The organism is Martinezella tropici, assembly GCF_008370325.1.
GTDB lineage: Bacteria > Pseudomonadota > Alphaproteobacteria > Rhizobiales > Rhizobiaceae > Rhizobium > Rhizobium tropici_B.
Genome location: NZ_VNIP01000006.1, coordinates 768960 through 792496 on the forward strand (window position 1 = coordinate 768960; position 23537 = coordinate 792496).

22 protein-coding genes and 1 riboswitch are annotated in these 23537 nt (G+C 58.2%); of the genes, 11 read left to right on the forward strand and 11 right to left on the reverse strand.

Annotated features, from left to right (window positions below; all coding sequences use genetic code 11):
* Complete coding sequence (locus FP026_RS12150) at positions 1 to 1257, reverse strand: AGE family epimerase/isomerase (RefSeq protein WP_149634854.1); 1257 nt, start codon at positions 1255 to 1257, stop codon at positions 1 to 3.
* A gap of 262 nt (positions 1258 to 1519) precedes the next feature.
* Here FP026_RS12150 and metH point away from each other — a divergent pair, with 262 nt between their 5' ends.
* The gene (gene metH / locus FP026_RS12155; RefSeq protein ID WP_149634855.1) at positions 1520 to 5296 is read left to right on the forward strand and encodes a methionine synthase; all 3777 of its coding nucleotides are present in this window, start codon (positions 1520 to 1522) and stop codon (positions 5294 to 5296) included.
* A gap of 131 nt (positions 5297 to 5427) precedes the next feature.
* On the opposite strand, the gene FP026_RS12160 is transcribed toward metH, so the two are convergent.
* Together FP026_RS12160 and FP026_RS12165 are read right to left on the reverse strand one after the other, a co-directional pair.
* Positions 5428 to 6192: a GntR family transcriptional regulator gene (locus tag FP026_RS12160; RefSeq protein ID WP_149634856.1), complete on the reverse strand. Its 765-nt coding sequence runs from the start codon at positions 6190 to 6192 to the stop codon at positions 5428 to 5430.
* Entirely contained in the window at positions 6189 to 7073 is an 885-nt protein-coding gene (locus tag FP026_RS12165) for a BadF/BadG/BcrA/BcrD ATPase family protein (protein WP_149634979.1), read from the reverse strand. The genes FP026_RS12160 and FP026_RS12165 overlap by 4 nt, the downstream gene beginning before the upstream one ends.
* A 543-nt stretch (positions 7074 to 7616) precedes the next feature.
* On the opposite strand from FP026_RS12165, the gene FP026_RS12170 reads away from it, so the two are divergent.
* The 5 genes from FP026_RS12170 (at position 7617) to FP026_RS12190 (ending at position 12959) form a co-directional block, all read left to right on the forward strand.
* Complete coding sequence (locus tag FP026_RS12170) at positions 7617 to 8876, forward strand: ABC transporter substrate-binding protein (RefSeq protein WP_149634857.1); 1260 nt, start codon at positions 7617 to 7619, stop codon at positions 8874 to 8876.
* Positions 8877 to 9076: 200 nt separating this feature from the next.
* Positions 9077 to 10030 carry a carbohydrate ABC transporter permease gene (locus tag FP026_RS12175; RefSeq protein ID WP_149634858.1) on the forward strand — a complete coding sequence of 318 codons (954 nt, stop codon included), beginning with the start codon at positions 9077 to 9079 and terminating at the stop codon, positions 10028 to 10030.
* A gap of 11 nt (positions 10031 to 10041) precedes the next feature.
* Positions 10042 to 10881, forward strand: a complete 840-nt coding sequence (locus FP026_RS12180; protein ID WP_149634859.1) for a carbohydrate ABC transporter permease — start codon at positions 10042 to 10044, stop codon at positions 10879 to 10881.
* On the forward strand, positions 10878 to 11942 hold the full coding sequence (locus FP026_RS12185) for a Gfo/Idh/MocA family protein (RefSeq protein WP_149634860.1): 1065 nt from the start codon (positions 10878 to 10880) through the stop codon (positions 11940 to 11942). Before FP026_RS12180 ends, FP026_RS12185 begins: the two co-directional genes overlap by 4 nt.
* Positions 11943 to 11954: 12 nt before the next feature.
* Complete coding sequence (locus tag FP026_RS12190) at positions 11955 to 12959, forward strand: ABC transporter ATP-binding protein (RefSeq protein WP_149634861.1); 1005 nt, start codon at positions 11955 to 11957, stop codon at positions 12957 to 12959.
* Between the two features lie 69 nt (positions 12960 to 13028).
* On the opposite strand, the gene FP026_RS12195 is transcribed toward FP026_RS12190, so the two are convergent.
* Positions 13029 to 13634, reverse strand: coding sequence for a TetR/AcrR family transcriptional regulator (locus FP026_RS12195; RefSeq protein WP_149634862.1), 606 nt, complete (start codon positions 13632 to 13634; stop codon positions 13029 to 13031).
* Positions 13635 to 13754: 120 nt separating this feature from the next.
* Here FP026_RS12195 and FP026_RS12200 point away from each other — a divergent pair, with 120 nt between their 5' ends.
* The 4 genes from FP026_RS12200 to phnF all read left to right on the forward strand — a co-directional run bounded on the left by FP026_RS12200 (position 13755) and on the right by phnF (position 16206).
* Entirely contained in the window at positions 13755 to 14180 is a 426-nt protein-coding gene (locus FP026_RS12200; RefSeq protein WP_149634863.1) for a tautomerase family protein, read from the forward strand.
* A 99-nt stretch (positions 14181 to 14279) separates the two neighbouring features.
* Positions 14280 to 14675: a VOC family protein gene (locus FP026_RS12205; protein ID WP_149634864.1), complete on the forward strand. Its 396-nt coding sequence runs from the start codon at positions 14280 to 14282 to the stop codon at positions 14673 to 14675.
* 114 nt (positions 14676 to 14789) lie between these two features.
* Complete coding sequence (locus tag FP026_RS12210; protein WP_149634865.1) at positions 14790 to 15476, forward strand: class I SAM-dependent methyltransferase; 687 nt, start codon at positions 14790 to 14792, stop codon at positions 15474 to 15476.
* Between the two features lies 1 nt (position 15477).
* Complete coding sequence (gene phnF / locus FP026_RS12215) at positions 15478 to 16206, forward strand: phosphonate metabolism transcriptional regulator PhnF (RefSeq protein WP_149634866.1); 729 nt, start codon at positions 15478 to 15480, stop codon at positions 16204 to 16206.
* Positions 16207 to 16260: 54 nt separating this feature from the next.
* On the opposite strand, the gene FP026_RS12220 is transcribed toward phnF, so the two are convergent.
* From FP026_RS12220 to FP026_RS12250, 7 genes are all read right to left on the reverse strand, one after another.
* Positions 16261 to 16611, reverse strand: a complete 351-nt coding sequence (locus FP026_RS12220) for a VOC family protein (protein ID WP_149634867.1) — start codon at positions 16609 to 16611, stop codon at positions 16261 to 16263.
* A 60-nt stretch (positions 16612 to 16671) separates the two neighbouring features.
* Positions 16672 to 17148 carry a 6,7-dimethyl-8-ribityllumazine synthase gene (locus FP026_RS12225; RefSeq protein WP_149634868.1) on the reverse strand — a complete coding sequence of 159 codons (477 nt, stop codon included), beginning with the start codon at positions 17146 to 17148 and terminating at the stop codon, positions 16672 to 16674.
* 88 nt (positions 17149 to 17236) lie between these two features.
* Positions 17237 to 17382, reverse strand: a riboswitch (FMN riboswitch).
* 105 nt (positions 17383 to 17487) lie between these two features.
* Complete coding sequence (locus FP026_RS12230; protein WP_149634869.1) at positions 17488 to 18549, reverse strand: ABC transporter ATP-binding protein; 1062 nt, start codon at positions 18547 to 18549, stop codon at positions 17488 to 17490.
* Between the two features lie 9 nt (positions 18550 to 18558).
* The gene (locus tag FP026_RS12235; RefSeq protein ID WP_149634870.1) at positions 18559 to 19347 is read right to left on the reverse strand and encodes an ABC transporter permease; all 789 of its coding nucleotides are present in this window, start codon (positions 19345 to 19347) and stop codon (positions 18559 to 18561) included.
* On the reverse strand, positions 19344 to 20234 hold the full coding sequence (locus FP026_RS12240; RefSeq protein WP_149634871.1) for an ABC transporter permease: 891 nt from the start codon (positions 20232 to 20234) through the stop codon (positions 19344 to 19346). Before FP026_RS12240 ends, FP026_RS12235 begins: the two co-directional genes overlap by 4 nt.
* Positions 20235 to 20306: 72 nt before the next feature.
* On the reverse strand, positions 20307 to 21410 hold the full coding sequence (locus FP026_RS12245; protein WP_149634872.1) for an ABC transporter substrate-binding protein: 1104 nt from the start codon (positions 21408 to 21410) through the stop codon (positions 20307 to 20309).
* A 187-nt stretch (positions 21411 to 21597) separates the two neighbouring features.
* On the reverse strand, positions 21598 to 22470 hold the full coding sequence (locus FP026_RS12250) for a MurR/RpiR family transcriptional regulator (protein ID WP_149634873.1): 873 nt from the start codon (positions 22468 to 22470) through the stop codon (positions 21598 to 21600).
* Positions 22471 to 22650: 180 nt separating this feature from the next.
* Between FP026_RS12250 and FP026_RS12255 the strand changes: the two genes are divergently transcribed.
* On the forward strand, positions 22651 to 23418 hold the full coding sequence (locus FP026_RS12255) for an N-formylglutamate amidohydrolase (protein WP_149634874.1): 768 nt from the start codon (positions 22651 to 22653) through the stop codon (positions 23416 to 23418).
* The last annotated feature ends 119 nt before the right edge of the window (positions 23419 to 23537 follow it).

Consider the following 23537-nt stretch of genomic DNA (forward strand, 5'->3'; position numbering starts at 1 on the left):
TCAGATTTTGCCGCCAGCCTCGGCGATGACCTTGGTGAGACTGCCAGTTGCCGGGAAGAGGGGGATCAGGCATGCCTGCAAGGCGTGGTAAATATCCCCCTTGCCCGGGAACAGCGTGTGGGCCGGAACGAGACCCTCTGTCAGCTCTTCATGCCAGCCGCCATTGGTGTGATCTATGAACGCCCGGCCGATCACGCTCCAAATCTTGCGATAGCTTTCTTCGTGGAAGTCGCTCGGAACGTGTTCATTCAGATAGTGAGCGGCGCCTGCACCTTCGCAGGCAGGCCACCAGAGCTTGTTGCGTTTGGCCGGCGTATCTTCCCAGTCGAGCGTATAGAAGAAGCCGCTTTTATCATTGTCCCAACCCAGGGACATGGATTGCGAGAAGAGGCCCTTGGCGGCGTCCGGCATCCAGTCGTGACGTTTCTCCCCCAGCGACCAAAGCTGCAGGATAAGTCGCGCCCATTCCAGCCAATGCCCCGGTGTCGTGCCCGACGGCCGGAACATCTCATTGCCGCGATAATTCTTGTCGAGCACCCAATCGGCGTTAAAGTGCTCGGCAACACGCCAGCCAACAGATCCAGCCGAACGCCGGATAACGAGATCCGCGATGCTTTCGGCCTTGTCGAGATATGCCTTTTCGCCTGTGACCTCGAAGGCGGCCATCAGCGCTTCCGTCAAATGCATGTTGGAATTCTGGCCGCGATAGCTGCCGCCGTCGATCAGCGACCAGTCCTGGTTGAATTCCTCGGCAATTGCCCCATGCTTTGCTTCCCAGAACTTCGTATTCAGAATTTCCGTGACATCCGCGAGCATGCCGTCGGCCAGCGGGTGTCCGATTGTCTTGGCAGAAGACGCCGCAAGCAGCACGAAAGCGTGACCATAACCCTGCTTGCTGGAATCGACCGGGCCGTCATTGTTCAGGGACCAGACATAGCCACCATGTTTCGTGTCACGATGATGGTTCCATAGATAATTCATTCCATTGTCGACAATCTCGTTTGCGCCGGGACGACCAAGCAGCGACCCGATCGAGAAGCAATGCACCATGCGCGCCGTCGAGTGGATACCGCGTACGGGATTGGCCTTATCCAGCGGTTTGCCGGCATCGTCCATCTCATAGAATCCGCCCTTGGGATTGACGGCGCGATACTGGAAGAAATTGAAAAGCGCATCGGCCTGATCGAGCAGCCAGCGCCTGTGGTAGGCGCGGGTGCTCCAGTTTCCGAGCGTTGCGGGTTCAACCTGTATGTTCATGCCGTCCTCCTTGGATTCTTTTCCAGAAGCCGTATAGCGCCGCCCGAAAGCGCTGTCATGGCGTATGGGATGAAACTGTGTCGTTACCCTCGCGTTGTCCATGGTCGGGCCCCAATTCGTCCGGTCTGTCTTTTCCTGAAAGAACACAACTATAGAAGAGGCGTGCTTGCACTACATCGAACATGAGCGTAGATATGTTGACATAAAGATATCTTTATGTGATCTGGTTGCGGAGTCGCAATCAGGCCAGAGGAATTCGCTTATGTTTGACACTCTTTTTGGTTCCGAGACGGCGAAGCGCAATGGCGGCGAGATTTTCGAAGCCTTGCGAAATGCGGCGAGCGAACGGATACTCGTGCTTGATGGCGCCATGGGCACGCAGATCCAGGGTCTCGGCTTTGACGAGGATCAGTTTCGCGGCCATCGATTCATCGGTTGCGCGTGCCACCAGAAGGGCAATAACGACCTCCTCATCCTGACCCAGCCCGATGCGATTGAAGATATTCATTATCGCTATGCCAAAGCCGGTGCGGATATCCTCGAGACCAACACCTTCTCCTCCACCCGCATTGCGCAGGCGGACTACCAGATGGAAGGTGCGGTCTACGACCTCAACAAGGAGGGCGCCGAGATCGTCCGCCGCGCGGCGATCCGCGCGGAGCGAGAAGACGGCAAGCGCCGTTTCGTTGCCGGTGCCATCGGCCCGACCAATCGTACGGCCTCGATCTCGCCCGACGTCAACAATCCCGGCTATCGTGCTGTCAGCTTTGATGATTTGCGCCTGGCCTATGGCGAGCAGATCGACGGTCTGATCGATGGCGGCGCCGATATCATTCTGATTGAGACGATTTTCGATACGCTGAACGCCAAGGCTGCGATCTTCGCCTGTGAGGAGCGCTTCGAGGCCAAGGGCATCCATTTGCCTGTTATGATTTCAGGCACGATCACCGATCTTTCCGGCCGTACGTTGTCAGGTCAGACCCCTTCAGCGTTCTGGAATTCCGTGCGCCATGCCAGCCCCTTTACTGTCGGCCTTAATTGTGCGCTCGGCGCCAATGCCATGCGGCCGCATCTGCAGGAGCTTTCGGCAGCTGCGGATACCTTCATCTGCGCCTATCCGAATGCCGGTTTGCCGAACGAATTCGGTCGGTACGATGAAACGCCCGAGATGATGGCGGCTCAGGTCGAAGAGTTTGCGCGCGAAGGACTCGTCAATATCGTTGGCGGCTGCTGCGGTTCGACGCCTGAGCATATCGCCGCGATCGCTCAGGCGGTTTCCAAGTATCCACCGCGCAAGCTCGCCGAGCATCGTCCCTTCATGGCGCTTTCCGGCCTGGAGCCTTTCGAGCTCAGCAAGGACATTCCTTTCGTCAACGTCGGCGAGCGCACGAACGTTACCGGCTCGGCGAAATTCCGCAAGCTGATCACTAACGCCGACTATGCGGCAGCACTTGTCGTTGCCCGCGATCAGGTCGAGAACGGTGCGCAGGTGATCGACATCAACATGGATGAGGGCCTGATCGATTCAGAGAAGGCGATGGTGGAATTCCTCAATCTCATCGCGGCTGAACCGGATATCGCGCGTGTTCCCGTGATGATCGACAGTTCCAAGTTTTCGATCATCGAGGCCGGCCTGAAATGCGTGCAGGGCAAGCCTATCGTCAATTCGATCTCCTTGAAGGAAGGCGAAGAGAACTTCCTCAAGCAGGCTCGATTGATGCGGATGTACGGCGCGGCCGTCATCGTGATGGCGTTCGATGAACAGGGGCAGGCAGACAGCTATGAGCGCAAGGTTGGGATCTGCTCGCGTGCCTACAAGCTGCTGACGGAAGTGGCGGGCCTGCCACCGGAAGATATCATCTTTGATCCGAATATCTTCGCGGTCGCGACTGGCATCGAAGAACACAATAATTACGGCGTCGACTTTATCGAAGCGACGAGGACGATCCGGAAGACCATGCCGCTGGTTCATATTTCCGGTGGCGTGTCGAACCTGTCCTTCTCGTTTCGCGGCAATGAACCTGTCCGCGAGGCCATGCATGCCGTGTTCCTCTACCACGCCATCCAGGCGGGCATGGACATGGGCATCGTCAATGCCGGTCAGCTTGCGGTCTACGACAATATCGACCCCGAATTGCGAGAGGCCTGCGAGGACGTCGTGCTCAACCGCCGGCCTGACAGTACGGAGCGCCTGCTTGAAATTGCCGAGCGCTTCCGTGGTGCTGGCGGCAAGGAGGCCAAGGCGCAGGATCTTTCCTGGCGAGAATGGCCGGTCGAGAAGCGGCTCGAGCATGCGCTGGTCAATGGCATTACCGAATATATCGAAGCCGATACCGAGGAAGCACGTCAGGCCGCCGAGCGGCCGCTGCATGTGATCGAAGGGCCTTTGATGGCCGGTATGAATGTCGTTGGCGACCTTTTCGGTTCGGGCAAGATGTTCCTACCGCAAGTGGTAAAGTCTGCCCGCGTCATGAAGCAGGCCGTTGCCGTGCTGCTGCCTTATATGGAAGCCGAAAAGCTTGCCAATGGCGGTGGTGGTGAACGGCACTCGGCCGGCAAGGTACTGATGGCGACCGTCAAGGGCGATGTGCACGACATCGGCAAGAACATCGTCGGCGTCGTTCTCGCCTGCAACAATTACGAAATCATCGATCTCGGCGTCATGGTGCCGGCGACGAAGATCCTGGAAATCGCTGTCGCCAAAAAAGTCGATATCATCGGTCTATCTGGATTGATCACGCCGTCCCTGGACGAGATGGTGCATGTTGCCTCGGAAATGGAGCGGCAGGGATTCGATATTCCGCTGCTGATCGGTGGTGCCACCACCAGCCGCGTTCATACGGCGGTGAAGATTCATCCGAGCTATCATCGCGGGCAGACGGTCTATGTCACGGACGCCAGCCGCGCCGTCGGTGTCGTATCGGCCTTGCTGTCATCCGAAGCGCGCCAGGGCTATGTCGATACTGTCCGAGCCGAATATTCCAAGGTCGCTGCCGCGCATGCGCGCAGCGAGGCCGAGAAGGTGCGTCTGCCGATCGCAAGGGCGCGCGAGAATGCCGAGAAGGTGGATTGGTCGAGCTACAAGCCCGTCAGGCCGCAGTTCTTCGGCACCAAGGTGTTCGAGAGCTACGATCTTGCCGAGCTGGCGAAATATATCGACTGGACGCCGTTCTTCCAGACCTGGGAGCTCAAGGGTCGTTTCCCAGCCATTCTGGAGGATGAGAAGCAGGGCGAGGCGGCACGGCAGCTTTACAGCGATGCGCAAGCGATGCTGGAAAAGATCATCGCGGAGAACTGGTTCCGCCCGCGCGCGGTCATCGGCTTCTGGCCGGCGGGTGCGTTCGGCGACGATATCAAGCTGTTTATGGATGAAAGCCGCAGTGAGGAGTTTGGGACTTTCTACACGCTGCGCCAGCAGCTGTCGAAGCGGGATGGCCGACCGAATGTGGCTCTGTCGGACTTCGTGGCGCCGGTTTCAAGCGGTGTGGGCGATTATGTCGGCGGCTTCGTCGTCACTGCCGGCATCGAGGAAGTGGCCATCGCCGAGCGTTTCGAACGGGCGAATGACGATTATTCATCGATCCTCGTCAAGGCGCTGGCCGATCGCTTTGCCGAGGCCTTTGCCGAGCGGATGCATGAGCGCGTGCGGCGGGAATTCTGGGGTTATGCTACGGACGAAAACTTCTCGAGCGAAGAACTCGTTCTTGAAGCCTATGCCGGCATTCGCCCGGCGCCTGGCTATCCAGCGCAGCCTGATCATACCGAGAAAGATACGCTTTTCCGTTTGCTCGATGCCGAAGCGGCAACGGGCGTGACCCTTACGGAAAGCTATGCAATGTGGCCGGGCTCATCCGTCTCTGGCATCTACATTGGTCATCCGTCGTCCTATTATTTCGGTGTAGCCAAGGTCGAACGCGATCAGGTGGAAGATTATGCCGCCCGCAAGGGCATGCCTGTTGCCGAGGTGGAACGTTGGCTAGGCCCCGTTCTCAACTATGTGCCTGAAAAGCGCGACGCAGACGTGGACGACGCGGCCTGATTTCGAGTCCTTTCAAAGGCTTGACCTGTTTCGCTTAGAATGTGATTCCGCATAAAAACGCCGCCTCGGCTGCTCAAGCTGGGGCGGCGTTTTTTTGATTCCAGAAGTTCTTTCTGCTTCGCAGATTTGCGCTAGTTCGCGCCTATCGTCAGCTCCGCGACGAAATCATAGGCGTCACCGCGATAAAGCGATCGCGTGAATTCGACTGCCCGGCCGGAGCCGAGATAGGAGATGCGTTCGATCGAGAGGCCTGCGGCTCCCACGGGGACGCCGAGCAGCTCGGCATCGGCCTCTTTCATATTGGTTGCGGATATGCGCTGAACGGCGCGAACCGGGCGCACCTGCCGCTTTTCCAGTTCCGCATAGAGCGATGTCGTTACCACCGACGGATCCGGCAGGAACTCACCGGAGACGCTGGCGTGTTCGATCGCGAGTGGCTGATCGTCGGCAATGCGCAGGCGGCTCAGCCGCGATACCTTCGTGTCGGCCGCAAGGCCGAGAATCATCATCTCGTCCGGAGAGGGTGTGTGCACGCCCTTGTGCAGCCATTCGGAACGAGCGGTCATCCCGCGTCGGGCCATGTCCTCCGTGAATGACGTCAGCTGCGACAGCCGCTGCTCCACCTTGGAAACTGGTTTTGCGACGAAGGTACCGGAACCATGGCGGCGGACGAGGATGCCTTCGGCGACGAGATCGTCGATTGCCTTGCGCACGGTGACGCGGCTGACCGCGGCGAATTCGGCGATGTCGCGCTCCGGCGGAAGTGCGTCACCTTGTTTCAGCCTTCCGATCTTCACTGCCTCTTCGAGCGTGCGCCGCAGCTTGACATACAGCGGACCCGTGCCGCCTCCCGAAAGGCGCTCCGGCGAGAAGATCGCGCTCAAATCTTCGGTCATGCCCTGGATCCTTCTCCACCCTGCAGCAATTTTGCTGCCAGCTCCACGGCGCCGCGCAAGACATCGCCCTTGGGTTCGGCGAGAATCACCTTGTGCCGTTCATCAAGCCAGGGACGATAGGCTTGGGCAAGGCCGCCAAGAAGGCAGATCGAAGGGCATCCCGGCCAAAGCAATGCGTCAAGGCTCTCGGTTATGGATCTCGCCGCCATCTTGACGATATCGATGGCGACGACATCCTCCAGGCCGGCATATTCGAACACGATTGGAGCGTAGCGTGCGAAATCCTTGGGCTTCGATACGTGAGCAAATTCGACGATCCGTTCCGGATCGTTGCCATATTCAGCCATAATCGATGCCGTCAGCGCCGAGCCCGTCATCACCCCATCATGCGCGAGAAGAACTCGTTCGAGCAGGTCGCGGCCAAGGCGTGCGCCGCTGGCTTGATCGCCGATGATAAAGCCCCAACCGCCAATCCCCCAGCTCTTGCCATCGCGCCGGGCATTGTAGACGGAGCCGGTGCCGAAGGCGCCGATGATCCCGTCGGCGTCGCCGAGCGCACCTTGAAGCGCAATCGTCGCATCGGTGACCACGCGAGTGCTTGCAAAGGGCAGGGCGCCTTCGACCCGTTTGCCATAATTTCCGACATTGGCTCCGGCGGTTCCGATGACCGCAGGTAGTTTCCCTAGCAGTTCAGGGTCCAGCTTTGCATCGATCAGTGCTTGCTTTGCCGAGGCGACGATGTGGATTAACGAGTTTTCCAGGTCGGAAAGGATATTGGCCGCGCCGGCCTTGCCGGTGCCGAGTACTTGTCCGGTGCCGTCTATAATCGCTGCCCGGCAACTTGTCCCGCCGCCGTCGATACCAATTGCAAACTGCCCCATCATGCCTCCGGATGCCGCATGTTCCCCGCTTTTCAATACAATACCAAAAAAATACCATTTACCAATAGGTGGCGTGCTCATTTTTACTGGCTCGTATCCCACTGAAATACATGGGATAATTTGTTTCCGTCGATATTTTTGTATGTGAAAGTTAAAATCGGCTGGACAATTGGTATTTTTTTGGCCTTAATTCGCAACAAGGGAACAATGCGAACGGACGTCGGCAAAGCCGCCAAAAGAACAGCAGCCGGTAGGTGGGCATCAAAGGCGTGCATCTCGTCGTTGTCCCTACCGTTCGGATCAGGAGGATCTCGCTTCGGCGTTCGTCGTGAATTTCCCGCATGGTTCTTGCAGCGTCTCCGCCCGGGTGGCGGCGGGCGGCAATCGATCCGGCTGATCGGGCAGAGCGCCCCTGAAGCCTTTGCATGAGGGGTCGGCAATATTGGCGATCCCAATGGGGCGCTGACCGTTTCCTCGGACAGGCCAGCGGATTTTCAGATCGAGAACAGCGCCTTGCTATGGCGTGGAAAACAGGAGAGGGAAATGAAAACCAATGTTCTGAAAGGCTTGCTTCTTGCATCGAGCCTGCTGACCTCGGTCAGCCTAGCGCATGCAGCCGATGTGACGCTGACGGTTGAAAGTTGGCGTAACGACGACCTGCAGATCTGGCAGGAAAAAATCATCCCGGCTTTCGAAGCGAAGAATCCGGGCATCAAGATCGTCTTCTCGCCGACGGCTCCGACCGAATACAATGCATCGCTGAACGCCAAGCTCGACGCCGGCTCCGCAGGCGACATCATCACCTGCCGTCCGTTCGACGCCTCGCTCGACCTTTTCAACAAGAAGCATCTTGCCGATCTGACGAGCCTGAAGGGCTTGGAAAACTTCTCTGCCGTCGCCAAGGCCGCCTGGTCCACCGACGATGGAAAGTCGACCTTCTGCGTGCCGATGGCGTCCGTCATCCACGGCTTCATCTACAATAAAGATGCCTTCGACAAGCTCGGCCTGAAGGTCCCGGCGACACGCGACGAGTTTTTTGCTGTTCTTGATAAGATCAAGGCCGACGGCACCTACATCCCGATGGCCATGGGCACGAAGGATCTCTGGGAAGCCGCAACCATGGGCTATCAGAACATTGGCCCGAACTACTGGAAGGGCGAAGACGGCCGCAAGGCGCTGATATCAGGCAAGGAAAAGCTGACGGACGCGCCGTGGGTCGATCCTTACAAGGAACTGGCCAAGTGGAAACCCTACCTCGGCGACGGCTTCGAAGCTCAGGGCTATGCTGACAGTCAGAACCTCTTCACGCTCGGCAAAGCTGCGATCTATCCGGCCGGCTCCTGGGAAATTGCTCTCTTCAACACCCAGGCGCAGTTCAAGATGAGCGCATTCCCGCCGCCGGTCGCAAAGGCTGGCGACACCGCCTATATCTCCGACCATCCGGACATCGGCGTCGGCTTGAACACGAAGAGCAAGCATCAGGAAGAAGCCAAGAAGTTCTTGAGCTGGGTCGCTTCCGACGAGTTTGCCAACATCTATGCCAACTCGCTACCTGGCTTCTTCAGCCTGAACTCGCATCCGGTAAAGATGAGTGATGCACTAGCGCAGGAATTCGTTTCCTGGCGTGACAATCACAAGTCGACCGTTCGGTCCACCTATCAGATCCTGTCGCGCGGTAAGCCGAATCTGGAAAATGAAACCTGGACCGAATCCGCAAACGTGATCAACGGCACGGATACACCGGACGATGCTGCCAAGAAGCTTCAGAAGGGCCTCGACAGCTGGTACAAGCCCGGCAAGTAAATAGTTGCCTCATGCGGGCGAGGGACCTTACGGGCTCCTCGCCCTTTTCATGGTTTCGATAATCGAGCCGGCGATCGCCTCGCCTTTGCATTCGACGCACCCGATGCCGTTTCACTTCGGCCATAAGCCGTAACTGCGGGTGGATTTGAACCTTAGAGCTGCTGCGTCGGCATGCAGCCAAGAAAAACAGGCAGAAAGCCATGAGCGACGCTGCGACATCAGATGCCATTGAGGTTATGCCGATCAGGCGCTCCAAGCGCTGGCACATCCTCGTCTTCTTATTCCCGGCCTTTGTCGTCTATACGGCGGTCATGATCCTGCCGCTGATCGAGACCTTGCGGCTGTCGCTTTACAATGTCGTCGACAATCAGTCCGTCTTCGTCGGGCTGAACAATTTCAAGGTTTTGTTCGGCGACGAACGCTGGTCGCATGATTTCTGGAATGCGCTGCGCAACAACCTGATCTTCTTCGTCATTCACATGTGCGTGCAGAATCCGATCGGTGTGGCTTTGGCTGCACTCCTGTCTTTGCCGAAGCTGCGCTTTGTCGCCTTCTACCGCACGGCCATCTTCCTGCCGACGCTGCTTTCCTTCGTTGTCGTCGGCTTCATCTGGAAGCTGATCCTCTCGCCACTCTGGGGTGTTGCGCCCGAGCTTCTGAATATCATAGGTCTGAAATCGTTCTTCGCCCCGTGGCTCGGCAGGCCGAGCACGGCGCTGATTACCGTCGCGCTGATCTCGGTCTGGCAATATGTCGGCATCCCGATGATGCTGATCTATGCCGCACTGCTCAATATCCCCGAAGAGGTCATCGAGGCGGCCGAATGCGATGGTATCACCGGCTGGAGCCAGTTCTGGAAAATCAAGCTGCCGCTAGTATTGCCGGCGATCGGCATCATCTCGATCCTGACATTCGTCGGCAATTTCAACGCGTTCGATCTGGTTTATACCGTGCAGGGCGCCTTGGCGGGGCCGGATGGGTCCACCGATATTCTCGGGACGCTGCTTTACCGCGTCTTCTTCGGTTTCCAGCTTCAGCTGGGTGACCGCTCGATGGGTGCGACGATCGCGACGGTGATGTTCCTCATCATTCTGGCCGGCGTTTCGTTCTATCTTTTCATCGTGCAGCGGCGCATCCGCCGCTATCAGTTCTGAGGAGCGCGACCATGTCCAAGGCACGCACGTCCCTTGTCCGCACCGGCCTCGTGCACCTGGCGCTCATCGCCTATACGCTGGTTGCCATCTTTCCGGTGTTCCTGACCGTCATCAACTCCTTCAAGGATCGCGCCTCGATCTTCCGCGCGCCCTTGAGCGTCCCGACGCCATCCTCCTTCAGCATGATCGGCTATGACACCGTTCTGAAACAGGGGGATTTCCTGACCTATTTCCAGAACAGCTTCATAGTGACGATCGTTTCGATCATTTTCACTCTGCTGTTCGGCGCCATGGCCGCCTTCGCGCTGTCGGAATATCGTTTCCGCGGCAATACGGTCATGGGGCTTTATCTGGCAATCGGCATCATGATCCCGATCCGGCTCGGCACGGTCGCGATCCTGCAGGGCATGGTTGCCGCCGGTCTCGTCAACACGCTGACGGCGCTGATCCTCGTCTATACCGCGCAAGGCCTGCCGCTGGCGATCTTCATCTTGTCCGAGTTCATGCGGACGGTTTCCGACGATTTGAAGAATGCCGGCCGCATTGATGGCCTCAGCGAATATGCCATCTTCTTCCGTCTGGTCCTGCCGCTCGTCCGCCCGGCCATGGCAACGGTCGCCGTCTTCACCATGATCCCGATCTGGAACGATCTTTGGTTCCCGCTGATCCTGGCTCCGAGCGAGGCAACCAAGACGGTGACGCTCGGATCGCAGATCTTCATCGGCCAGTTCGTCACCAACTGGAATGCGGTGCTAGCGGCGCTGACGCTCGCGATCCTGCCGATCCTCATCCTCTACGTTATCTTTTCACGCCAACTCATTCGCGGCATTACCTCCGGAGCAGTCAAGTGAACTCATCCGAAAAGCCGATCCGCGTTCTCGTTGCCGGCCTTGGCAACATGGGCCGCAGCCACGCGCTGGCCTATCACAACAATCCGGGCTTCGAGATCGTCGGCCTCGTCAACCGCTCCAGGCCGGAGCTGCCTGAGGAACTGCGAGGATATACGATCCATCCGGATTTCGAGGCGGCATTGAAGGAGCTGAAGCCGGATCTCTGCTCCATCAATACCTATTCCGACAGCCATGCCGATTTCGCCGTCATGGCCTTCGAAGCCGGCTGCCATGTCTTCGTAGAGAAGCCGCTGGCGACCACGGTCGAAGATGCCGAGCGCGTCGTCGCGGCAGCGCGGAAGGCCAACAAGAAGCTGGCGATCGGCTATATCCTGCGCCACCATCCCTCATGGATGCGGCTGATCGCCGAAGCGCGCAAGCTCGGCGGTCCCTATGTCTTCCGTATGAACCTCAATCAGCAATCGAGCGGCCCGACTTGGGAGACGCACAAGGCATTGATGCGCACGACCTCGCCGATCGTCGATTGCGGCGTGCATTATGTCGATGTCATGTGCCAGATCACCGACGCTAAGCCCGTCGAGGTGCGTGGCATGGGCCTGCGGCTGTCACAAGAGATTAAGCCGGATATGTATAATTACGGCCATCTGCAGGTGATCTTCGAGGACGGCTCGGTTGGTTGGTACGAGGCCGGTTGGGGGCCGATGATTTCGGAGACGGCCTTCTTCGTGAAGGACGTGATGTCGCCGAACGGATCGGTGTCGATCGTCATGGATCAAAACGCCAAGTCCGACGATATCGATATGCATACGAAGACCTCGGTCATCCGGCTGCATAGCGCCGAGACAGGGCCGAACGGCCAGTTCATCCGGCCGGATCAGGACCTGCACATGGATGGCGAACCGGGCCACCAGGAGCTCTGCGACTTCGAGCAGGCCTTCATGCTGAAGGCTATCCGCGAGGATCTCGACCTCAATCGCCATATGGCCGATGCCGTTCAATCGCTGCGCATATGCCTCGCCGCCGATGAGAGCGTGCGCACGGGCAAGCCTGTTTATCTATAAGGACAAAAGACTGTGGGATCGCTTCAACTGAAATCCATCCGCAAGGCCTACGGCTCGCACGACGTGCTGAAGGGCATCGACCTCGAGGTGAAGGACGGGGAGTTCGTCATCTTCGTCGGTCCTTCCGGCTGCGGCAAGTCGACCCTTCTGCGCAGCATTGCCGGCCTTGAGGACGTGACCTCCGGTGCCGTGCTGATCAATGGCAAGGATGTGACCGTGACGCCGCCCGCCAAGCGTGGCATCTCGATGGTTTTCCAGTCCTATGCGCTTTATCCGCACCTGACCGTCAAGGATAATATGGGCTTGGGGCTCAAACAGGCCGGCACTGCGAAGGCCGAGATCGACAGCCGCGTCGAGAAGGCTTCAAGCATGCTGTCGCTTGCACCCTATCTCGCCCGCCGGCCATCGGAGCTTTCCGGTGGCCAGCGCCAGCGCGTCGCCATCGGCCGCGCCATCGTTCGGGAGCCCGAGCTTTTCCTCTTCGACGAGCCGCTGTCGAACCTCGACGCGGCACTGCGCGTCCAGACCCGTCTCGAAATCGCCCGCCTGCATCGCAGCCTCAAGGCGACGATGATCTATGTCACCCACGATCAGGTGGAGGCAATGACGCTTGCCGACAAGATCGTCGTGCTCAACGCCGGCGCGATCGAGCAGATCGGTTCACCGATGGAACTTTACAATCGCCCGGCCAACACCTTCGTTGCCGGCTTCATCGGCTCACCGCAGATGAACTTCATTGCGGCCGAGCGTCTGGGCCAAAGCGGCGCCAAGACCGTCGGCATCCGTCCCGAGCATATCACGCTGTCGCGCGATCAGGGCTCATGGGCCGCCAAGGTCATCCACGTCGAGCATCTCGGTGCCGACACGATCATCTATCTCGAATCCGAGACCACCGGCCTTCTCACTACGCGTCTCTTCGGGGAACATCAATACGAGCCGGACGAGATGGTTTATGCAACGCCGGATGCAAACCAGATGCATCGTTTCGACGCGAACGACAAGGCGATCCGCGCGTAAATGGCCCTGCCAAGACGGAGCGATAAGCTTCGTCTCGGCTGCCTCCTGCCGCATGCATGTCGCGATCGGTCATTCGCCGTGCGGCTTGGAGGGATTTCCTATTGCCAATGCAGCCCGCTCTATGACTTGGCCGATATGGCTGGAAAGGGCGGGATCTGAGACTGCGCGAGCAATGGTGACGCCGCCGCTGAGCGTTGCGAGGAGAAGAATCGCACGATCCTCCGGCGTTAATTCGGCAGAGCTCGTGTTTTCTGGCAATCCGGCGGCGACATCCGCGATCAATTTTCTCAATTCCGCCGTATAGGCGTCGCGCGTTTCCTCGTCGGCGCGCATGACATCGGGGGAAAGGCTCGGCAGCGTGCAGCTGTCGCCAAGATCGCAGGTCCGTTTGTAGCCTAGATAGAAGCTGGCAAGCGCTTTCAACCAATCTTTCGGCTGGTTTTCCCTAAGCGCCAAGATTCCTTGGCGCAACTCCTCCAAGCCTTCCACGACGGCTGTGCGAAACGCTTCGCTCTTGGACTTGAAGTGTCCGTAGAAGGCGCCGTTGGTAACGCCGGCTGCCTTGGTCAGAGCATCGATGCCCGCGCCGCCGTAACCTTCCTTTCGAAATACCTGCCCTGCAGCCGCGACCACCCGTGTTCGGGTTTCCTGTTTGTGTTCGGCGCTGTAGCGCATCGCTGCCTCCATTAAGAGTGATCTCTCTTTATTGCTTGCATAGAGAGTGATCGGTGTGTATCGTTAAAGAGTGATCGGTATATATCATTTGCCATCACAGGTCCAACAAGGAGATATTCCATGCCCATTACGCTTACCGTACCCGAAGGTCTGCTTTCCCCGGAAGCACAGGCGAGAGCTTTTGCCGGATTGAAGGATGCAGTCCTCGATGTTGCCGGATTGACCGGGAATGAATTCATGACGGCCAATGTCGTTGGTTCGATCAATGTGCTTCCGGCTGGGCACGTGCTGGCGGCCGGAAAACCTGTTGCCGCGGCCTTCATCGAACTCAAACTGCCTGAAATCGCACTCGCGACCGCCGAAGCCAAGCGTGCCTTCATTGCAAGGGCGACCGATGTCGTTGAGCAGGCGGCCGAAGGGCGGATCAAGCGTGAACATATCTGGTCGAATATAGTCTATGCGCCGGAGGGCGCCTGGGGCATTGCGGGACAGAGCTATAGCAACGCGGACCTGGTCGGCGCCATTCAGGGTGCTGCAGCTGCCTAAGCGCTCCGGATGTTTACCGCCGTCTTCTACGGCAGCTTCATATCGATGACGGGCCGGCGCACGAACTATCTTTAATCCGAAACAAAAGGAAGGCAGGACATGCAACTCGCCAATTATCTATTTTTTACGACGCATTGCGAGGAAGCGCTTGCCTTCTACACTGCCTGTGAGCTTGGCCAAGTCACGCTTTTGCTGCGGCACGGCGCGAATGGGATCCCGCTTGTTGATGATACGATGCAAGGCAGGGTGATGCATGCGCGGTTCGAGGGGCCGGGCGTGCTGTTCTTCGCCTCCGACAACCACGACGCGGAGCCGATGCGCGGGTCTGCCCATATGCTTGTCATGGATGATCGCGGCAGTACCGACAGGATTTTTGCGCGATTGGCTGAAGGCGGCAACGTGACGACACCGCTCGCCGTCCAGCCATGGGGGAGCTATTACGGCAAGCTGACGGATCGGTTTGGCGTGCAATGGATGGTGGATTGCGCGCAGTAGTGGGATCGATTGGCATGAAGCGTGAAATAATACTCCAGTCGTCCGGACGAATTCATGCCGATGTCATGAAGCTGTGCTATCTCAAGCTCAGTCCACTCCAACAGCGAGCACATCATGGCAAACGCAGCAACGACTTATGCCACGTGGCACAAGGATCCGCAGGGCGATACGAAAATGGCGGAATCGCACAGCCCCTATTGGCGGCACTTCATCGAGACAGTGCCGGAGCGGGATTTCTCCTCGAAGACCGTCCTGGATTTCGGCTGCAACCGCGGCGGCTTCCTGCGTTTGCTTTATGGCATGCGGCCGTTCCGACGCGGCGTCGGTATCGATATCGCTTCGGAGTCCGTGGCTGCTGCGGTCGCTGCCGTCGGCAACATGCCGCTGCAGTTTCATGTGACGACGGACCTGTCGCCCTTCGCCGACAGCTTCGATGTCGCCTTCAGCTATGAGGTGATCTATCTGCTGCCGGAGCTGGAACAGCATGCCGAACAGATGTTCCAGATCATGCGGAATGGCGGCGTCTACTATGCTGTGACCGGTTGCCACAATGAAATGCCGCTCTGGCCTAAGTGGCTCGAACTCATCGGCAATAACAGCAATGCGCCGATGCAGGATCGGTCCCCACAGGATTATATCGATACCTTCGTTGCGGCTGGCTTCGACGTATCCGTCAAGCGTTTCGGTTATGACGGCTTCGTGCATGCATCGAAGGATCGGAAATATTATCCGAGCATTCTCGATGCCTTGAGTTATCCGGCCGAATACAAGCTTTTGTTCCGGCTCGAGAAGCGTGTCTGACATGGAGACGATCGATAGAAAGGGCGGCAGCGCGCTCTGGCATCAGATCGGTGAAATCCTGGCGGCTGATATTGCCGCCGGGACTTTTGCCCCAGGAGCGAAATTGCCGGCCGAGCCGGAGCTGATGCAGCGCTTCGGCGTCAGCCGCTTTACCGTGCGCCAGGCGCTGGGGCATCTGGAACAGCGGGGGTTGGTCCGCGCCGAGCAGGGGCGAGGGACATTCGTCCATAGGGGTGTGCTCGACTATACGCTGTCTAAGCGTACTCGCTTTCATAAAAATCTGATCGAGCAAGGCTTCGAGCCGGGCGGCGAATTGCTCGTTCACGAGATCGTAGCGGCAACGGAGCGCGTCGCTGCCTATTTGAAGCTGGCGATTGGCTCATCGGTCATTCATCGACGCGGTGTAATGACGGCTGATGGCGTGCCCATAGAATTAGGGGATTCTTACTACCCGGCCGAGCGCTTTCCCGATTTCGACAAGGCCCGCTTGCAACACCCAACGATCTCCGCAGCACTTGCCAGCTACGGCGTCACCGACTACGAGCGACTGTCGACGGAGATCGAGGCGCGGATGCCAACGGCGGAAGAGGCGCGGCTTCTCCGGCAGCCGAAATCCGTGCCGCTGCTCATCACCCGCAAGCTGGATGCGGATGCGGACGACGTGCCGATTACCTATTCGGAGTCGATGTGGTCGGCGGAGCGGATCACCTTCAATGTGGATCTGCGGTAACAGTTCAAGCAGGCTTGGCGCATATTGGGGCCAAAGTGGCTCGCCATCTTCGCCTTAGCGATGAGAGAGGATATTGACCACCTTGCCGAAGGGGTCACGGACGTAGAAGCGGCGAACGCCCCAAGGCTCGTCCGTCAGGTCATACAATATGCCGAAGCCCAAGGATGTGGCGCGTTGATAAAGCGCATCGACATCGTCGACTTCAATCGAGAGATCGGGAACGATCGTGCCGGAGCCGCCTTCGCTTGCGATGCTGATCTGCGGCACGGTTGCCGCTTCGGAGGCGAAGGTGAGGATCCAGCCGTGATCCATGACGATGTCGAGGCCGAGCAGGTCATGGTAGAAAAGGCGGGCCGTGTCGGGATCGGCGGCGGGCAGGTTTGGGATGATGCGTAGGACGGTCACTGACGTTTCTCCCTTGTGGATATGGAGGCGGGCCTCAGCCGCGCCTCCACCAATGCTGGTTCAGACCGTGACTGCGGGAAGCAACTTGGCGCGTTCCGCAAGAATATGGCGGCAAGCGCTCGCCACTTCACGGCCCTTGATGATGAAATGTTCCTTGAAGAATTGGATATGCGCTTCGGATTCCTGGAAGTGATGCGGCGTCAGGACTGCCGAGAGGATCGGCACGCCGGTGTCGAGCTGGACGCGCATCATGGCATCAAGAACCGTATTGGCGACGAATTCATGGCGATAGATGCCGCCGTCGACAACGAAAGCGGTGGCAACGATCGCGGAATAACGTCCATTGCGGGCAAGCGTTTGTGCGTGCAGCGGAATTTCAAGCGCGCCAGGCACGTCGAAGATGTCGATCGGCGGTGCGCCTTCCGTCGTCTGCCATTCGGCAACGAAGGAGTCGACCGAACGATCGACGATGTCGGCATGCCAGCGGGCCCGAATGATCGCAACGCGGCTCGGCTGGGTAGAAATCGAAATGGTCATGAATTTGCCTTTCAAGGGTTGTTGTCAATTATCCCTTGGGCGAACACGCATGAACGCAACGCTCCCCGCGCGGAGGAGGTGCGACCCTGCTTGCTCTCTTCCATCCGGACTATACCGTCGGCTCCGGCATCTCACCGGATCTGCTGACCCTTCCGAAAACCGGAAGGCGCTCGCGGGCTCGAGGAAACTCCCCATACCGCCGGTGGGGAATTGCACCCCGCCCTGAGAACGCGTGGACTATAGATGTTTTCACTCGTGGAAATCAAAGAAAAACGCCGGGCTTTTGACCCGGCGTTTGCGAATAATTTTTCAAAGTTCCCCTGCGGCGCAGAGGCGTGCTCAATCCTGAATGACGAGCAGGTCGGAAGAGGCGAAGCGCAGCGTCACCTTTTCGCCGACGCTCGGAGGCATCATTCCGGGGCTGTTGAACATGTCGAAGGAAATCGTGTTGCCGGCGACGTTCATACGTGTGCGGATGACCGAACCCAGGAAGTGCGCCGAGGAGACTTCGCCCGTCAAAGCGGTATCGCCCTTGGCCGATTCGGCCAGCGAGCCGGCCTCCGGACGCAGAGCGAGCGATACCGTATCGCCCGGCTTGTAGGCCGTAACCGACTGCTTCAAGGTCACGCCCTGGTCGCCGATCATGATGCGGTTGCTGACGGGATCGACGACCTTGCCTTCAATGAGATTCAGCGTGCCGACGAACGAGGCGACGAAGCGGGTTGCCGGCGTGTTGTAGATCTCGAACGGCGTGCCGATCTGGTCGGCGCGGCCTGCATTCATGACGACGATGCGATCGGAGATCGACAGGGCCTCTTCCTGGTCGTGGGTCACGAAAACGGTGGTGATGCCGAGCTGCTGCTGGATGGCGCGGATTTCCTCGCGCAGCGAAACGCGGATCTTTGCATCAAGGGCCGAGAGCGGCTCGTCGAGCAGGAGGACCTGCGGCTTGACGGCGATGGCGCGGGCCAGTGCCACGCGCTGCTGCTGGCCGCCGGACATCTGATAGGGGTAGCGGCCGGCGAGATGATCGAGCTTGATGAGCGCAAGCATTTCCTTGACGCGTTTGTCGATGTCGGGCTTCGCCATGCCGGCGACCTTGAGGCCGAAGGCGACGTTGTCATGGACCGTCATGTTCGGGAACAGCGCATAGGCCTGGAAGACCATACCGATGTTGCGCTGGTTTGGCTTCAAGTGGCGTTGATCCTTGCCGTTGATCGTCAAGCTGCCGGCGGTAGGGGTCTCGAAGCCGGCAATCATGCGCAGTACGGTCGTCTTGCCGCAGCCCGACGGTCCGAGGAAGGAGATGAATTCTCCCTTCTCGATTTGCATATTGAAATCATGGACGACGTGAATATCGCCGAAGGACTTCTTGATGTGGGTAAGTTCGAGAAAAGCCATAGCGGGACCTTACGCCTTAATCGGAGCGGATTTTGAGAAACGGGAGACCAACTGGAGAAGAGCCATGCTGAGCCAAGTCACAGCGAGCGCGATGATCGCCAACGCTGACGGCTCATAGGCCTTGTTGGCGCCGACGAGCTGCATATAGGGCCCGAACGCCGGACGGTTGAGCAGCGACGCCATGGTGAATTCACCCATGACGATCGCAAGGGTGATGAACGCTCCGGAAAGCACACCGCTCATGACATTTGGAAAGATGCATTTGAACATGATGGTTGTCCATTTTGCACCAAGGCTTTCGGCTGCTTCCGTCAGCGTGCCGATATCGATGGTACGCATCGCCGTATCGACCGAACGATACATATAGGGCAGGGATAAAACAATGTAGGAACAGACAAGCAGAATGTTCGTCGTGGAATTATAGCCCGTCAGCGGCAGGATCGACGACGAATTATAGAGGCGAAGGTAACCAAAAACGATGACGATGGCGGGAATGACCAGCGGCATCAGTGTGATGAATTCAACAAGGGGGCGAAGTTGCGGCAGCCGCAATCTCACCCAATATGCGGTTGGCACGACGAGAAGCATGCCGAAGATGATGGTCAGAAGTGCCATCAACATCGAGAAGCCGAAGGCGGTCAGGAAGGTGAAATCCGAAAAGACCGAAGCATAGGCATCGAAGCTGTAGGCGCCGCGCCGCATGCGCAGCGAGAATTCCAACGTACCGATGAGCGGCACCAGGAAATAGATGAGGCCGATGGCAACCGCGATCCAGGCAAAGAGTTTTTGCAGCTTCATTTTTGCCACCGTTCAGCGCGCATGCGCATCAAGATATAGATGATGTTTGATATGCCCGTGATAACGATCATGCCGAGTGCCAGCGCATAGCCGAGATTGGCGTTGTGCAGCACGTCGCCGCGGATCTGCGCATAGAGCACGATCGGAACGATATTCAGCGAGCTGCCGGTGAGCGCAATTGCGGTCGCGATGGCGCCGAAAGAATTGGCGAATAGCAGCAGCGTCGTGCCCAGCAGGCTAGGCCACAGGATCGGCAAGGCGACCATCAGCCAATATTGACTGTTGGTTGCACCGAGAATGGAGGCAGCTTCGCGCCATTCCTTCTTCATGCCATCAAGTGCTGGCGTGATGATCAGTACCATCAAGGGAATCTGGAAGTACATATAAGTGATGGTAAGGCCGAGGAAGCTCAAAAGATTGAAGCCGGTCGAATAAAGGTTCAAACCGAAATGAGCGAGCAATATGGTGACTAGGCCCTGGCGGCCTAGCGTCGCGATAAACGAGAAGGCCAGCGGCACGCCGGCGAAATTCGATGCCACGCCCGAGAAGGTCAGGAAGGCGTGGCGGATCCAGGGAGGAAGGCCGCCAAGCACGAGCGCCCAGGCAAGGTAAAAACCTATGATCGCACCGCCGAGCGCCGAAGCGACCGAGATTTTGATACTGATCAAATAGGCGCTCATGATCGTCGGCGTGAACAGGTCGGCGATATTCTTGAGCGTAAAGCTCCCATCCGGCGTCAGAAAAGCGCCGGCGACGAGGTAGATCGTCGGCATAATCAGAAACAGCAGCGCGAAGATCAAGAAGGGCGCGATACCCAGCCAGTCGACAACCACGCGTCTGTTGATCATGGGGGTGGAACTGACCGTTGATGTTGTGACGGTGCTCATGATTGGCCCAATCCGCGGCGTCAAAAAATGGAAAACCTCCCCGCCGAAGCGGGGAGGTCAAGTCAGCTGTGATTACTGTACGTTCGAACCGACGACAGAGTCCCACTTGGTGGTGATGGCGGTCTTGCCGGCGGCCTGCTCGTCGAGCGTCGGGAAGATAGCCTTTTCATAAGCGGCAGCCGGCGGCAGCTTGTCGAGAAGTTCCTGCGGGACCTTCTTGTTCTTTGCCAGGTCGTTGAACCGGATCGGGTGGCAATAGCCCTTCAGCCAGCCGATCTGGCCTTCGTCGGAATAGAGGAACTCCATCCAGAGCTTAGCAGCGTTCGGATGCGGAGCAAAAGCCGAGATCGCCTGGACGTAGACGCCTGCGATAACGCCCGAAGCTGGAACGGTGACGTCAACCGGCGGGTTGCCGTTCAGGCTGTCGCGCCAAGAGAGACCGTTGTAGTCCCAAGCAACGACGATCGGGGTTGCACCCTGAGCCAGCGAAGCGGACTTGCCGATGACCGGAACGAAGTTGCCGGCTTTGTTCAGCTTGGCGAAGTAGTCGAGACCGGCGGCGCCGACCTCGGCGGCATCCTTTTCACCGGCAGCGAGACCAGCGGCATAAACGGCCTGAACGGCCTGGTTCGAGGTGCGCGGGTCGCCAGCGAGCGAAACGGTGTTGGCGTATTCCGACTTCTGCAGATCAGCCCAGTCCTTCGGCGGGTTCTTCACGACATCCTTGTTGGTGACGAAGGAGAGAACACCGTAATAGTCGCCGTACCAGAAGCCGTCGGCATCCTTGGCGCTGTCCGGAATGGAAGCCCAGGTGGAGACCTTGTAAGGCTGCAGCAGGCCTTCCTTCTTGGCGGTCGGGCCGAAGGAGAGACCGACGTCGATCACATCAGGAGCCTGCGGGCCAGTGTTGCCCTTGTTGGCGCGGATTGCTTCAACTTCATCGCCCGAACCAGCATCCGGATTCAGTTCGTTGACTTCGATGCCGTATTTCGCCTTGAACGCAGCGATCAGATCGCCGTAACCGCACCAGTTGTGGGGCAGAGCGATGGTGGTCAGCGTGCCTTCCTTCTTGGCGGCAGCGATGAGATCGGCGCTCGGTTCCGCGGCGGCAATAGCCGTCGAAGCGACGAGCATCGCTGTGGAGATGGTCAGAAGACGATGAATTTTCGAGATCACTGTATTTCCTCCTTTTGGGTTTTCAGTGCCTGGCGTTGCTGTTAATGACGTAACATGAAGGTTGTGTGACGGCTTCAAAGCGTTGCGTTTACTGAAAACGCGGTTGATTTTGCTTCTAATCGACAAGTGTGACAGTCGCTGCATTTCACACTGCTCCTTTCCGCCTATTTTATAGTTTCATTCCCCTTTAGCTCAGCTTGCGAAACAGCTTGGTTTGTTCGAAAAGGCCTTCGAGCGTTTTCATGCGCTCGCTCGTCTCGTCCCATGTCGAGCTCTGCACTGCTTCGATCAGGGCTTCGACGATGAAGAGGGTGACAACCGACGAATCCCAGGCAGAGGGCGCCTCGATCTGCACGCGAAACGTGTGCTTGGCGTGTTTGGCAGCGGGCGTCGCCCACTGATCGGTGAAGACGATGATTTCGGCGCCGCGCCGGCGGGCGGCGGCTGCCAGATTGACCATTTCCTGTTCGTAGCGCCTGATGTCGAAGATAACGAGCAGATCGCCGGGATTCATGTTCAGGACATATTGCGGCCAGGTGCTGGAATTGGAGGAGAGCAGCGTCGTATTGGGGCGGATGACCTGCATGTGGGTGAAGAAATATTCGGCAAGCGCGCCGGTGATGCGTCCGCCGACGAAATAGAGCCCGCGCTTTCTTTCGGACAGCAGGCTCGCGACACCGTCGAATGTCGCGGTATCGATATCCGAAAGCGTCTGGCGAAGATTGCTTATGATGGCATCGGCGAAGCGATTGAGGATATGCGTGCCCGGCGCGTTCGATGCCCAGCGATCGTGCTTCGTCAGCGGGTTGGAGATGGTCGCCTCGACCTCTTGATGAAGATGGGCCTGGAAGTCCGGGTAGCCCTTGTAGCCGAGTTTCTGCACCATGCGCGCGACCGTTGGCGTCGAAACGCGCGCATTTTCGGCAACCGTCGTGATGCTGCCAAGCCCCGAAACGGGATAGTTGTCGAGCAGGCTCTTAGCCAGCTGCTTTTCGGCGCGCGTCAGTGTCTCGAAGCGCGCGTTGATCACGTCAGAAACTGTCTTTGACGCAGTGTTCACTCGATTTTTGCTCCCCGGAACGGTCTTATGCCGCTTTCCTGCAAGGATATAACAACGCTGTCATATTTCGAGTCAATGTCACAAATGAAGAAATAATTTCAGTTTTCGATTGACAGCGGCGAAAACCTGAAGAATTCTTTTCTTATAAAGATTTTATTGATCGGCAATGGGGCGTCTCCGATGCTTGCGCAGCAAGGCATTCTGACGAAGGCGGATGGCGATTGTGTCGCGGTCGAGAGGCCGGATGGAAGCAGCGCGATTTTGCTTGTCTGCGAGCACGCTTCCCGCGATTTGCCGGAACAGTTCGGGGATCTCGGGCTTTCCGCCGAGGCGCTTTCCAGTCATATTGCCTGGGATCCGGGCGCACTGGCGGTTGCAAGAAGAATGTCCGCCAGCCTGGATGCGACGCTGGTTTTTCAGCGTTTCTCGCGCCTGATCTACGATTGCAATCGGCCGCCGGAAAGTGCCGGCGCGATGCCGGAAACGAGCGAAATCTATACGATTCCCGGCAACCAGCACCTGGCCGAGGCAGACAGGCGGGCACGCACGCAAGGCCTCTACATACCGTTTCATGACAGGATCAGGACCCTGTTGAAAGACAGGGCTGCGCGCGGACAGAAAGCCGTGATCGTGACGATCCACAGCTTCACGCCGGTCTATAATGGCAAGCCTCGGGCGGTGGAGCTCGGCATTCTGCATGACGAGGACCGTTGGCTGGCCGATCGCATGCTGGATGCGGCGGCCGAAGCGCCGCTCTACCGGACCGAACGCAACCAGCCTTACGGGCCTGAAGACGGCGTCACCCATACGCTGAAGCTGCATGGGATCGCCAACAGCCTGCATAATGTAATGATCGAGGTCCGCAACGACCTCATTCGAGATGACGTCGGCCAAGGGGTCGTGGCCGATTATCTGACAGGGCTTATCCAGAACAGTCTGGAAGCCTGAGCATAAAAGAAAAAGACCCCGGGGAGCAGTTCAACTGCGATCGGGCCGCATGGCAAGAGCCAGCGGCTCATGTGACACATGGTTCTCCGCAATCCCGCGGACGACCCGGCTTTAGGGGG

What these genes read in the sequence shown, in the direction of transcription:
- FP026_RS12150 (WP_149634854.1), bottom strand. Translation starts at nt 1,257, where the DNA reads ATGAACATACAGGTTGAACCCGCAACGCTCGGAAACTGGAGCACCCGC.
- metH (WP_149634855.1), top strand. Translation starts at nt 1,520, where the DNA reads ATGTTTGACACTCTTTTTGGTTCCGAGACGGCGAAGCGCAATGGCGGC.
- FP026_RS12160 (WP_149634856.1), bottom strand. Translation starts at nt 6,192, where the DNA reads ATGACCGAAGATTTGAGCGCGATCTTCTCGCCGGAGCGCCTTTCGGGA.
- FP026_RS12165 (WP_149634979.1), bottom strand. Translation starts at nt 7,073, where the DNA reads ATGGGGCAGTTTGCAATTGGTATCGACGGCGGCGGGACAAGTTGCCGG.
- FP026_RS12170 (WP_149634857.1), top strand. Translation starts at nt 7,617, where the DNA reads ATGAAAACCAATGTTCTGAAAGGCTTGCTTCTTGCATCGAGCCTGCTG.
- FP026_RS12175 (WP_149634858.1), top strand. Translation starts at nt 9,077, where the DNA reads ATGAGCGACGCTGCGACATCAGATGCCATTGAGGTTATGCCGATCAGG.
- FP026_RS12180 (WP_149634859.1), top strand. Translation starts at nt 10,042, where the DNA reads ATGTCCAAGGCACGCACGTCCCTTGTCCGCACCGGCCTCGTGCACCTG.
- FP026_RS12195 (WP_149634862.1), bottom strand. Translation starts at nt 13,634, where the DNA reads ATGCGCTACAGCGCCGAACACAAACAGGAAACCCGAACACGGGTGGTC.
- FP026_RS12200 (WP_149634863.1), top strand. Translation starts at nt 13,755, where the DNA reads ATGCCCATTACGCTTACCGTACCCGAAGGTCTGCTTTCCCCGGAAGCA.
- FP026_RS12205 (WP_149634864.1), top strand. Translation starts at nt 14,280, where the DNA reads ATGCAACTCGCCAATTATCTATTTTTTACGACGCATTGCGAGGAAGCG.
- FP026_RS12210 (WP_149634865.1), top strand. Translation starts at nt 14,790, where the DNA reads ATGGCAAACGCAGCAACGACTTATGCCACGTGGCACAAGGATCCGCAG.
- phnF (WP_149634866.1), top strand. Translation starts at nt 15,478, where the DNA reads ATGGAGACGATCGATAGAAAGGGCGGCAGCGCGCTCTGGCATCAGATC.
- FP026_RS12225 (WP_149634868.1), bottom strand. Translation starts at nt 17,148, where the DNA reads ATGACCATTTCGATTTCTACCCAGCCGAGCCGCGTTGCGATCATTCGG.
- FP026_RS12230 (WP_149634869.1), bottom strand. Translation starts at nt 18,549, where the DNA reads ATGGCTTTTCTCGAACTTACCCACATCAAGAAGTCCTTCGGCGATATT.
- FP026_RS12235 (WP_149634870.1), bottom strand. Translation starts at nt 19,347, where the DNA reads ATGAAGCTGCAAAAACTCTTTGCCTGGATCGCGGTTGCCATCGGCCTC.
- FP026_RS12240 (WP_149634871.1), bottom strand. Translation starts at nt 20,234, where the DNA reads ATGAGCACCGTCACAACATCAACGGTCAGTTCCACCCCCATGATCAAC.
- FP026_RS12255 (WP_149634874.1), top strand. Translation starts at nt 22,651, where the DNA reads ATGCTTGCGCAGCAAGGCATTCTGACGAAGGCGGATGGCGATTGTGTC.